We start from the raw sequence: 11,161 nt of genomic DNA, 5'->3' as shown, positions 1-11,161 counted from the left end.
TGACGACTTGGCGATGCGACGAGGCGCTACATGTTCGTAGCTCAGAACTTGCCAAAGATCGCGACTTGCTGAAGATGGTGTTTGCAGGTGCGCGCGCGGGCACGCGCGAAAAGAAGGAAACACATGGACCAGTTCGAGCAGAACAAGCAGGCCGCCAAGATTCGCGTCATCGGCGTGGGGGGCGCTGGATGCAACGCGGTCAATACGATGATCATGGCGAAGCTTGAGCGTGTCGACTTCATTGCCGCCAACACCGATGTCCAGGCACTGGCGGCGAGCAAGGCACCGACGCGGCTGCAGCTCGGACAGACGTTGACGAAGGGCCTGGGCGCGGGTGCCAACCCGGAGATGGGGCGTGAGGCGGCGCTCGAGTCGCGCGATCAGATCGCCTCGATGATCGAGGGCGCGGACATGGTGTTCGTCACCGCCGGCATGGGCGGTGGCACGGGCACGGGCGCGGCGCCCATCATCGCGGACATCGCCAAGAGCCTGGGCTGCCTCACCGTGGGCGTGGTGACCAAGCCCTTTCTCTTCGAGGGCAACAAGCGCCGCAAGCAGGCGGAGCAGGGCCTCGTGGAGCTCAAGGCCGCGGTGGACACGCTCATCACCATCCCCAACCAGCGCCTGCTCACGCTGAGCACCGCGCCCATGCCGCTCTTGGAGACCTTCAAGCGCGCCGATGAGGTGCTCCTCAACGCCGTGCAGGGCATCTCCGACCTCATCCAGTACCACGGCTACATCAACGTGGACTTCGCCGACGTGAAGACCATCATGAGCGACAAGGGTCTGGCGCTCATGGGCACCGGCCAGGCCACCGGCGACAAGCGCGCGCTCAACGCCATGCAGCAGGCCATCTCCAGCCCGCTGCTCGAGGACATCTCCATCGACGGCGCCACCGGCCTGCTCATCAACATCACCGGCGGACGCGAGATGACCCTCCAGGAGGTCAACGAGGCGCTCACGCTGGTGCACGACGCGGCCGATCCGGACGCGGAGATCATCTTCGGCTCGCTCATCGACGAGAACATCTCGGACGAGGTGAAGATCACCATCATCGCCACGGGCTTCGTCTCGCGCGACACCAAGGTGCGCCAGCCGGCGCCGGTGGTGCAGGTGCCCGTCGCCACGCGCCCCGCGCCTGCCACGCTGTCCTCGGCCCGCGAGGAGGTGGCCAGCCTGGTGCCCGCCAAGGCCGGCTCGCGCACCCTGGCCCAGGCCGAGGGCCGCTCGCTGGCCAGCCGCACCGCGGTGGTGAAGGACGCGGCCCTGCCCCTGGACGAGGATCAGTTCGACATCCCGACGTTCCTGCGCCGTCAGGGTCAGACCGAGATGCCGTGAGCGGCTAGCGGCCGGGAAGGTGGGCCACGCTCGCCGCCCGGTGGTGTCGGCCGGAGAGCGCGTCGCTGCGCGCGAGCAGCGTGTCCAGCTCGCGGTAGTGCTCGTCGATGCGCTCGGGCAGTCGCGGCGCGGGAACCACGCCGTCGCCGGAGAGCTGCTCCAGCAGGCCGTGGGCGCGTTGCAGCAGCTGGTGTGCCCGGAGCAGCGCCCGGCCCGCGCGTGTGCCCTGCGGCGAGAAGAGGTTCCCTCCCGCGTAGAGGGCCTCGACGGCGGCTCGGTTGGTGCGAAGGCGCTCGGTCACCCGGGCCCGGTACATCTCCAAGCGCCGCTCGAGGCGCGCGCCCTGGAGATCCACCACTCTTCCTGTCGTGGTTGGCGTCACGGCCCAGAAACCTACGCCATTTACCTACATGCCCGCAACTTCCCGACAGCGGGTGCGTTGTCTCCTTGTCAGCTTGGAATGCGGGGTCTACCTTGCCCGACCTCACGCAGGGGGACGCCCGCCATGTTCAAGAAGCTGCTCATCGCCAACCGGGGTGAGATTGCCCGACGCATCAACGCGGTGGCCAAGGGGATGGGGATTCGCACCGTGGCCGTCTATTCGGACGCGGACGCGGAGCTGCCCTTCGTGCGCGAGGCGGACGAGGCGGTGCGCCTGGGACCGGCGCCTGCCCGGGACAGCTATCTGAACATCCCGGCGTTGCTCGCGGCGGCGAAGGCCACGGGCGCGGACGCGGTGCATCCCGGCTACGGCTTCGTGTCAGAGAGCGCCGAGTTCGCCAGCGCGTGCCACGCCGCCGGCATCACCTTCGTGGGTCCTCCGCCCGAGGCGATGCTGCGCATGAAGGACAAGAGCCAGGCGCGCAAGCTCGTGTCCGCCGCGGGCGTGCCCGTGGTGCCCGGGACCGAGGACGTGCTGCCGGACGTGGAGTCCGCGCGCTCCGCCGCCGAGCGCATCGGCTACCCGGTGCTGTGCAAGGCCGCGGGCGGTGGTGGTGGCATCGGCATGGCCGCGGCGAACTCTCCCGCCGAGCTGGAGAAGGTCTTCCGTCAGTGCACGGATCGGGCGAAGGCCGCCTTTGGCCGCGAGGGTGTCTACATCGAGCGCTACTTCCCGGCGCCGCGTCACATCGAGGTGCAGATCCTGGGGGATCATCACGGCCACCTCATCCACGGTCTGGAGCGCGAGTGTTCCATCCAGCGTCGGCACCAGAAGGTGGTGGAGGAGGCGCCCTCGCCGTTGTTCGCGGATGGGCGTAACGCGGCGCTGGCCGACAAGCTGTTCACGGCGGCGCTCACCGCGGCGCGGGCCTTCGGCTACGCCAATGCCGGCACGGTGGAGTTCCTCTACTCGGACGGGGACATCTACTTCATCGAGATGAACGCGCGGCTCCAGGTGGAGCACCCGGTGACGGAGCTGACCACGGGGTTGGATCTCATCGGCTGGCAGTTGCGCATCGCGGCCGGCGAGCGGCTCACGGTGAAGCAGGAGGACGTGAAGCGGCGCGGGGCGGCGCTCGAGTTCCGCATCTACGCGGAGGATCCGGTGAAGTTCCTGCCCTCGCCGGGGCCGCTCAAGGTGTACCAGCCGCCCACGGGCGAGGGCGTGCGTTTGGACTCGGGCTACGTCGAGGGCAACACCGTCACGCCGAACTACGATCCGATGATCGCCAAGCTCATCGTCTCCGGGGCCACGCGCGCCGAGGCCATCGAGCGCTCCATCCAGGCGCTGGAGGGCTACCGCATCGAGGGCATCAAGACGAACATCCCCCTGCACCTGCGCATCCTGCGCGACCCGGTCTTCCGTGCGGGAGACCTGAACACGCGCTTCCTGGAGCAGCACGCGAAGCCGTAGCGCGCGGCGGGGCGGAGCCTTTCAACACGAGGAAGACACGCAGCACTCCAGGAGGAGCACAGCGATGGCGGACGTGGCGGCGCACATCACCGGGACGGTGTGGAAGATCGAGGTCAAGGTCGGGCAGCAGGTCTCCGCGGGAGACACGCTCGTCATCCTCGAGTCCATGAAGATGGAAATGCCGGTGGAGGCGGAGGAGGGCGGGACGGTGAAGGAGATCCGGTGCAGGGAGTCCCAGCCCGTCAACGAGGGCGATGTCCTCGTGGTGCTCGGGTAGGCGGAGCGTCGCGGGTGCGGCCGTCCGCCTTGCACGTGGAAGCGCGGGACGAGGTGCTCGTGCTCACCTTGTCCAACCCGGCGCGGCGCAACGCGCTCGATGACGAGCAGGTGGCCCGGTTGGACGAGGCGCTGGCCTCGGCTCCGGGCCGGGCGCGCGTCGTGCTCCTCCAGGGCGAGGCGGGCGCCTTCTGCTCGGGCTATGACCTGAACCTGCTGTCGGCGCCGTCGGCGGATCGCCTGCCGGATGACGCGCTGATGGCGTGCCTGGAGCGGCTGGAGGCCCTGCCGCTGCCGAGCGTCGCCCTCGTGCGCGGGGCGGCCTTTGGCGCGGGCTTCGATCTGGCGGCCGCGTGTGACTTCCGCGTGGGGGGCGAGGACGCGCTCTTCAGCATGCCGCCGGCGCGGCTGGGCATCGTCTACTCTCCGGCGGGGCTGACGCGCGCGGCCCGGCTGGTGGGGGTGGCGCGCGCCAAGAACCTGTTTCTCACCGGGCGTCGGCTGGACGCCCGGGAGGCGCTGGCCTGGGGCCTGCTGGACGAGTGTCTTCCCGGGGACGAGGCCGACGCGCGGGCCCTGGAGCTTTGCCGGACGCTCGCCGCCCAGGCGCCGTTGGCGGTGGCGGGGATGAAGGAGGCCTTCCGGTTGCTCACGCGGCCCGCGCTGTCCGAGGAGGAGACGTTGCGGCTGCGCGAGGTGCGGGCGCGGGCCTTCGCCAGCGAGGATGCCCGCGAGGGCAGGGCGGCGTTCCTGGAGAAACGTCCGCCCCGCTTCCGCGGCCAGTGAGGCGGGGGAGCCCCGCCTCGTGGGCGCTCAGGTGTCGCCGAACAGCTCGCCCATGCGCAGTTGCAGGGCGGAGGCGATCTTGTAGAGCGACGAGATGGAGGCGGAGGACTCGGCGCGCTCGATCTGCGACAGCAACGACACGGACAGCCCGGTGCGGCGCGCGAGCTGCTTGAGCGTGAGATCCTGCGTCTTGCGCGCATCGCGGATGGTGCGGCCGATGGCGCGGTGGAGATCCGCCTCGGGATCCTGGGACAGGCCCTTCTTGGCGAGCGCGTTGCGCACGGCGCCGAGGAACTGGTCCGGCTCCATGGGCTTCTTCACGTAGTCGCTCGCCTGGTTCTTCAGCGAGGCCACCGCCGTGTCCACCGTGGGGTAGGCGGTGGCGACGATGACGGCGACGTCCGTGTCGTACTTGCGGATCTGCTCGAGCACCTCGGTGCCCGACATCACCGGCATCATCATGTCCAGGATGACGAGGTGGAAGTCGGCACTGCGCAGGATCTCCACCGTCTTCGTGGGGTCCGTCGTGGTGACGACTTCGTAGCCCTCCCGCATCAGGACGAGCTTGAGGTAGTCGCAGTTGTCCTGCTCATCATCGACCACCAGGATACGGATCTGCACGAACCTGCTCCTTCGGGTAGGGGGGGCGGCGCGTGGCCCTGGGGGGAGGGACGCGCCATGCGGACGGCGCGCGCGGCACGCGTCCCGTGGGCTACTTGCCGCCCCCTGTTTTCAAACTCTTCTCGTAATCGTCGATCAACTTCTTGACCTTGCCCGCGTTGGGATCGTTCGGCGCCAACCTCAGGAACTCCCGGTAGAACTGAGCGCCTTTCTCGAAGTTACCCAACCGGGCCACCGTGGTGCCCATCCACATGTTGCACGACGCGTTGCTGGGATCGACCGCGATGCACTTGCGGAAGAGGGACTCCGCTTCCTGGTACTTCTGCTGACGCAGCAGGGCCTTGCCCTCTTCGAGCAGTGCCTTGGAATCGGTCGCCGCGCTCGCCTGCTGTGGCGTACCCGCCGCGGGCCGGGTGTTGTTGGTGGGCTTGTCGGCCGCCTTGAGCGCCGTGTCGACCTTCGCCTTGAGATCGGTGCGCTCGCTGGCGAAGGCGACCGTGGTCGCGGCGGCCGCGAGGCCCTTCTGGGCGTCCTGCAGCTTGCCCGCCTCGAAGTCCTGGCGGGCCTGGTCCAGGTTCTTCCTCGCCTCCTGCTCGGAGCGGGCCTGCTTGAGCAGCTCCTCGGCCCGGGCGGAACGCTTTCCGGTGGTGCCAATCGCCTCGAGCAGGGCCACGGCCGTGTTGAAGTCGCGCTTGGTGATGGCGTCCTGGATGAGCTGGAGCTTCTCCTCGCTCGGGGCCGCGGCCGCGGTGGGCGGCGGGGTCGTGTTGACCACGGGCTCGGTGGGCGGCGGGGCGGTGTCGGGCTGTTGGGTCGGAGCCTCCTCCGGGGGCGGCTCCGTCACCGCCACGGGGGTTTCCGGGCTGGAGGGCGTCTGACCCAAGAGGAACCAGGCGGCGCCTCCGGCCGCGCCCACCAGGACGAGACCGGCCAGGGTCAGCACGAGCCCCTTCTTCGAGCCCTTCGCCGCCGCGTCGTTCACCAGTCCCGAGGGGCTCTCCCCGGGGCCGACGAAGCGCAGCTTCACATGGCCGAGCTCGACGATGTCTCCGTGCGACAGGGAGGCCTGCGCGTAGATCTCCCCGTTGACGCTCATGCCGTTGGCCGACTGCATGTCGATGATGCGCCACTCGCCGGTGTCCTCGCGGACGATCTTGGCGTGCAGCCGCGAGAGCGACCGGTGGTCGATCGCGATGTCGTTGTCCTCGGTGCGGCCGACCCGCATCTCGGTGCGGATGCAGACGAACTCCTGGCCCTTGAACTCGGGGCTCACCACGATCAGACGCGGCGCATCCTCGGGCTCCACGTTCTCGAGCCGGCGGGGCCGGTTCATCTCCACCTGATCCAGGCGGATGACGGCGGTGGACTGGCGGCGCTGCCTGCCGGGCAGCACCGTGGTGGTCTCGCCGATGGCGTCGGCGGGCGTGTCCTCGTTGTTGTCTTCCGAGTCCTCCTCGCTCTCCTCGCCGGCCGCGCTCTCGGCGGCGGCGGCGGCCGCGGCGGCGCTTTCGGCCTGGGCGATCGCCGCCTGCAGGGCCGAGGCGGGAACTCGGATGGTGGGCGCGATGGGCTGCGGTACCTCGCGTTGGACGGCCAGATCGTAGTCGCCGATCTGGATCAGATCTCCGTCCCCGACCTGGGCAGGCCCCTGGATGCGCTCTCCGTTGATGCGCACACCATTGTAGCTGCCCAGATCTTCCACCAGCACGTGCCCGTTCTGGCGCAACAGGCGGGCGTGTCGGCGAGACACGTTGCGTTCGGTCAGGCGGATGGTGTTCCCCTCCTGACGACCGATCGTGATCTCGTCGCGCATGAAGGGAACTACGGTCTTTCGCCCTTCGTCGTCTTCGATGATGAGCTTCAGCACGGGTTGGGTCCCCTTACAGCTATAGCAGAACGCCCCCGGGCACCTCAAGAAGGGTATCCGTCCTAAAAGACAGGGCTTTTCCGACAAGAAGGGATCTTGACAGCTCGGTTGTCCATCGGACATCTGGCCGCGAGCCGGGCCCTGGCGCGGGGAGCGGGCGCGCGGGTGAAGGTGCACACCCGGGGGCGGGGCGGGGATATAAGTCCGCGACCCGGGTGCGGTGTCCGGGACAATGCGGATGGAGGCAGCTTCCCCGTGGCGAGCACCGGAGCGCAGCAGGAGCCCCAATCCCTCACCGAGGCCGTTCTCGGCAAGGGCATTCACCAGGAGCCGTGGGCCCGCCGATGGATGGCGCTGGAGCCCTCGTGGCGCGTGGCCCTGGCGACGGCCGCCTTCGCGGCCCTGCTCTTCGTGCCCTACCTGGGCGCGGTGGGCCTGTGGGATCCCTGGGAGACGCACTACGGCGAGGTGGGCCGCGAGATGGTGCAGCGGCGCGACTACGTGTTCCCCTACTGGGAGAACGCGTGGTTCTTCTCCAAGCCGCCGCTGACCATGTGGATGCAGGCGCTGGGCATGCAGGTGGTGGGGTCGCTGCGCTCCGAGGGCGCGCTGGGGCTCTACACGGAGTGGGGCATGCGGCTGCCCTTCGCGCTGCTGAGCATCACCGCGGTGGCGCTGCTGGCGCTGGCGGTGGCGCGGGTGGTGGGCACTCGCGCGGGGCTGGCCACCGGGTTCATCGTGGCCACCATGCCGCTCTACTTCCTGCTCACGCGGCAGACGGTGACGGACACGCCCTTCGTCACCACGCTCATGTGCGCGATGGCGTGCGCGCTCATCGGCCAGCTCGACGACAAGACGCGGCACCGCGCCGCGTGGTGGTACGCCTTCTACGTGTTCGCGGGCCTGTCCACCCTGGCCAAGGGGCTGTTGGGCGTGGGTCTGCCGGCCGTCATCCTCATCCTCTACGCCCTCTTCGCCGTCATCCCCTACGACGGCGCGAGCCTCAACGCGCACCTGCGCTGGCTGCTGGAGCGCGGCTTCCGCGCCGAGGTGCGTGCCGGACAGCGCCCCATGCCGGTGTTGTGGGCGCAGATGTACACGATGAAGCTGGGCACGGGCATCCTCGTGTTCTGCGCGGTGGCCGTGCCCTGGTACCTCGTGCTGTGCCTCTTCGACGGCGTGGACGACGAGAGCAAGCTCTTCTGGTACCGCTTCTTCATCCACGACCACCTCAACCGCCTGAGCGCGGGCGTGCACACCACCACGCCGGGCGGCACCTTCGTCTACTTCATCGAGCAGGGCGGCTTCGCCATCTTCCCCTGGGTGGCGCTGGTGCCGGGAGCCTTCGCGGTGGTGTCGCGGCTGCGCCCGCGCTCGCGGGACAAGCGCGAGCACCTGGCTCTCATCGCCGTATTGTGGGTGGCCTTCTCCTTCACCCTGCTGGCCTCCTCGGCCACCAAGTTCCACCACTACGTCTTCCCGGTGCTGCCGGGCCTCGGCATCCTGCTCGCCCTCTTCGTGGAGCGGCTGTGGGAGGAGGGCATCTCCGAGCACCCGGTGAGCCTCGTCTTCGGGTTCATCCTCTTCCTGCTCGTGGGCCATGACCTGGCCAACCACCCGAAGGACTTCACCGACCTCTTCGTCTACAACTACGACCGGCCCTACCCGATGGAGCTCGTCACCAAGCCCATCGCCATGTTCGCCTCGCGCCCGCTCTGGGTGGGGGACCTGCTCACGCTGGTGCTGCTGGCCGTGGGCGCCTACCTCGCGCTGGGCGTGCTTCTCCCGAAGTCGGGTGCCTCGCCGACCGCGCGCGCGACGGCGTGGCTGAGCCTCGCGTTGGGTGTGGCCTTCTTCGTGCCCATGGCCACGCGCGGCTCGGTGCCGGCCACCCCCCTGGTGGGCGGGGCCCTGATCCTCGTGGGTGTCTGGGTGGCCTGGCAGGCGTCGCGGGCCGGGGCGGAGTCGCGCACGGGGCTGTGGTGCTTCAGTGTCCTGCTCCTGCTGGTGGGCGGTGGGGCCCTCGCGCGGGGCGTGACGGCCCCGGTGTCCGCGGACGGACTGCTCAAGTCCCTGTCCGAGCCCGTCAACGTGAAGATGGCCCTGGGCTTCACCTTCACGGTGGCCGGCGGCCTGGCGGTGGTGGCCTGCCTGCTGCGCGCGCGGGTGATGCTGTACGGCACCTTCTGGGCCCTCGCGGCCGGCTTCGCCCTCTGGTTCAACTGGGGGCACTGGGTGGACCTGTCCCACCACTGGACCCAGCGCGATCTGTTCTGGCGCTACTACGCCCAGCGCAAGCCGGACGAGCCCATCGCCGCCTACCTGATGAACTGGCGCGGGGAGACGTTCTACTCGCGCAACACGGTGAAGCAGATCCGCGAGACGCCCAAGCTCCGGCCCTTCGTGGAGCAGCCCGGCCGCGAGTGGGCACTCGTGGAGCACAACCGGCTGGGCATCCTTCGTCAGAACGCGGGCACCGACAAGGTGGTGACGGTCGTGGACCGCGACATCAACAACAAGTTCGTCCTGGTGACCATCGATTGAGTGGCATCTCCGTTCAAGGCCTCGCCAAGCGCTTTGGCTCCCGCACCGCGGTGCAGGGGCTGTCCTTCGACGTCCGCCCGGGCGAGGTGTTCGGCCTGCTCGGGCCCAACGGCGCGGGGAAGACGACCACGGTGCGCATGCTCACGGGCCTCCTCCAGCCCTCCGAAGGCGAGGCGCATGTCTGGGGCCACTCGGTGCGCACCCAGGGCGAGGCCCTGCGCCGCACGGTGGGTCTGCTCACCGAACAACCCGGGCTCTACGAGCGGCTCAGCGCGCGCGACAACCTGCGCTTCTTCATGAAGCTGCACGAGCTGGATGAGCGCCAGGCGTGGCCCCGGGCCCAGGCGTGGCTCGAGCGCTTCGGTCTCGGGGGCCGCGAGAACGAGCCCTGTGGGAGCTTCTCCAAGGGCATGCGGCAGAAGCTCGCCATCGTGCGCACGCTGGTGCACGAGCCCCAGGTCATCTTCCTCGACGAGCCCACGAGCGGTCTGGATCCCGAGTCCGCGCGCACCGTGCGCGACGCCGTGGCGGAGCTGGCGGCGGAGGGTCGCACGCTCGTGCTGTGCTCGCACAACCTGGCCGAGGTGGAGCGGTTGTGCACGCGCGTGGCGGTGGTGAAGGGGCGGCTGCTCGCGCTCGCCCCGCTCAGTGAGCTGCGGCGCACGGGCAGCTCGCTGGATGTGTCCGTGGAGGGCGAGGCCTCGCGGTTCGTCCCGGCGCTGGCCGCGCTGCCCTTCGCCCCGTCCTCGCTCGCCGAGGGTGGACGGCTGCGGGTGATGCTCGCGGACGAGTCCCAGGCGCCGGATGTGGTGGCGTGCCTGGTGGGGGCGGGAGCCCGGGTGCGCAGCGCGCTTCCCGCCCAGCGCCCGCTCGAGGAGGTGTACCTGGAACTCATCCGTGAAGGACGAGCGGAAGGACGAGGAGCCCCATGAGCTTCCATCCCCGGCGCGCGCTGGCCGTCTTCTGGAAGGACTTCCTGGACCTGCGCAAGAACCCGTCGCTGCTGCTGGCCATGGCGGCGCTGCCGCTGGTGCTCGTGGTGGTGCCCGTGGTGGTCGTCTGGACGTACACGCGCAACCCCGACGACAGCAACCTGCGCGTCGTCGCGCTCTTCTACGATCCCACCCTGCCGCTCAACGCCAACGCGGGACGCTTCCTGGTGGAGCGCACCCTGCTCGACTGGTTCGGCATGTTCCTGGTGATGCCCGTCTTCGTCCCCATCCTCGTCTCCTCGCAGAGCGTCGCGGGGGAGCGCGAGCGGCGCACGCTGGAGCCGCTGCTCGCCTCGCCCGTGACGGCGATGGAGCTGGTGGCGGGCAAGAGCCTCGCGTCACTGGTCCCGGCGGTGCTCATCTCCTGGGTGGCCTTCCTCCTGCTGTGCATCGGCGTGGACGTGGTGGGCTGGCCCCTGGGCCAGGGGCTGCTGATGCCCAATGCCCTGTGGACCTTCGGGGTGCTCGTGCTGGCGCCGCTCTTCGCCTTCTTCGGCAACGGCGTGGCGGTGCTCATCTCCGCGCGCGTGGCCGAGGCGCGCACCGCCCAGCAGCTCTCCGCGCTCGTGGTGCTGCCCCTGGTGGGCCTCGTGGCGGGGCAGGTGGCCGGAGTCCTCAACGCCGGTCCCATCTATTACGCGGTGCAGGGCGCCGTCGTGCTCCTGCTGGACGTGGCCCTGCTGTGGGCCAGTGTCCGCCTGCTCGACCGCGAGCGGCTCCTCAGCCGCTGGGGCTGACCGCGAGATGACGCCCGCTCAACCGGTTGACTGGCAAACGACCGGGCCCTTTGGCATGTTTCCAGGGACCGGGCGGGGTGTATGGGCATCGCCCACATGCAATAGGTTCGCGCGTCATGCGTTGAAGTAGGGACGCGGCGTGGAC

10 protein-coding genes are annotated in these 11,161 nt (G+C 69.5%); 7 read left to right on the top strand and 3 right to left on the bottom strand.

Features of this window, described 5'->3' with window-relative positions; all coding sequences use genetic code 11:
* Positions 1-123: 123 nt before the first annotated feature.
* Entirely contained in the window at positions 124-1,338 is a 1,215-nt protein-coding gene (gene ftsZ / locus CYFUS_RS39595) for a cell division protein FtsZ (protein WP_095989910.1), read from the top strand.
* A 4-nt stretch (positions 1,339-1,342) separates the two neighbouring features.
* Here the strand turns inward: ftsZ and CYFUS_RS39590 are convergent, their stop codons facing one another.
* On the bottom strand, positions 1,343-1,693 hold the full coding sequence (locus CYFUS_RS39590; protein WP_232537079.1) for a hypothetical protein: 351 nt from the start codon (positions 1,691-1,693) through the stop codon (positions 1,343-1,345).
* Between the two features lie 150 nt (positions 1,694-1,843).
* Between CYFUS_RS39590 and CYFUS_RS39585 the strand changes: the two genes are divergently transcribed.
* The 3 genes from CYFUS_RS39585 (at position 1,844) to CYFUS_RS39575 (ending at position 4,255) form a co-directional block, all read left to right on the top strand.
* Positions 1,844-3,193: an acetyl-CoA carboxylase biotin carboxylase subunit gene (locus tag CYFUS_RS39585; protein ID WP_095989908.1), complete on the top strand. Its 1,350-nt coding sequence runs from the start codon at positions 1,844-1,846 to the stop codon at positions 3,191-3,193.
* A gap of 64 nt (positions 3,194-3,257) precedes the next feature.
* On the top strand, positions 3,258-3,470 hold the full coding sequence (locus CYFUS_RS39580) for a biotin/lipoyl-binding carrier protein (RefSeq protein ID WP_095989907.1): 213 nt from the start codon (positions 3,258-3,260) through the stop codon (positions 3,468-3,470).
* A gap of 14 nt (positions 3,471-3,484) precedes the next feature.
* Entirely contained in the window at positions 3,485-4,255 is a 771-nt protein-coding gene (locus tag CYFUS_RS39575) for an enoyl-CoA hydratase/isomerase family protein (protein ID WP_095989906.1), read from the top strand.
* Positions 4,256-4,282: 27 nt separating this feature from the next.
* On the opposite strand, the gene CYFUS_RS39570 is transcribed toward CYFUS_RS39575, so the two are convergent.
* Complete coding sequence (locus CYFUS_RS39570) at positions 4,283-4,876, bottom strand: response regulator (RefSeq protein WP_071904721.1); 594 nt, start codon at positions 4,874-4,876, stop codon at positions 4,283-4,285.
* Between the two features lie 91 nt (positions 4,877-4,967).
* Positions 4,968-6,689, bottom strand: coding sequence for an FHA domain-containing protein (locus CYFUS_RS39565; RefSeq protein ID WP_232537078.1), 1,722 nt, complete (start codon positions 6,687-6,689; stop codon positions 4,968-4,970).
* A 309-nt stretch (positions 6,690-6,998) separates the two neighbouring features.
* Between CYFUS_RS39565 and CYFUS_RS39560 the strand changes: the two genes are divergently transcribed.
* From CYFUS_RS39560 to CYFUS_RS39550, 3 genes are read left to right on the top strand one after another with little or no spacing between them, the layout of a single operon-like run.
* Positions 6,999-9,287: an ArnT family glycosyltransferase gene (locus CYFUS_RS39560; RefSeq protein WP_095989904.1), complete on the top strand. Its 2,289-nt coding sequence runs from the start codon at positions 6,999-7,001 to the stop codon at positions 9,285-9,287.
* The gene (locus CYFUS_RS39555; protein WP_095989903.1) at positions 9,284-10,219 is read left to right on the top strand and encodes an ABC transporter ATP-binding protein; all 936 of its coding nucleotides are present in this window, start codon (positions 9,284-9,286) and stop codon (positions 10,217-10,219) included. The genes CYFUS_RS39560 and CYFUS_RS39555 overlap by 4 nt, the downstream gene beginning before the upstream one ends.
* Positions 10,216-11,016, top strand: coding sequence for an ABC transporter permease subunit (locus tag CYFUS_RS39550; RefSeq protein ID WP_095989902.1), 801 nt, complete (start codon positions 10,216-10,218; stop codon positions 11,014-11,016). The genes CYFUS_RS39555 and CYFUS_RS39550 overlap by 4 nt, the downstream gene beginning before the upstream one ends.
* Positions 11,017-11,161: the final 145 nt, after the last annotated feature.

The organism is Cystobacter fuscus, from assembly GCF_002305875.1.
Lineage (GTDB): Bacteria > Myxococcota > Myxococcia > Myxococcales > Myxococcaceae > Cystobacter > Cystobacter fuscus_A.
This window is presented reverse-complemented; position numbering and strand designations above follow the sequence as displayed.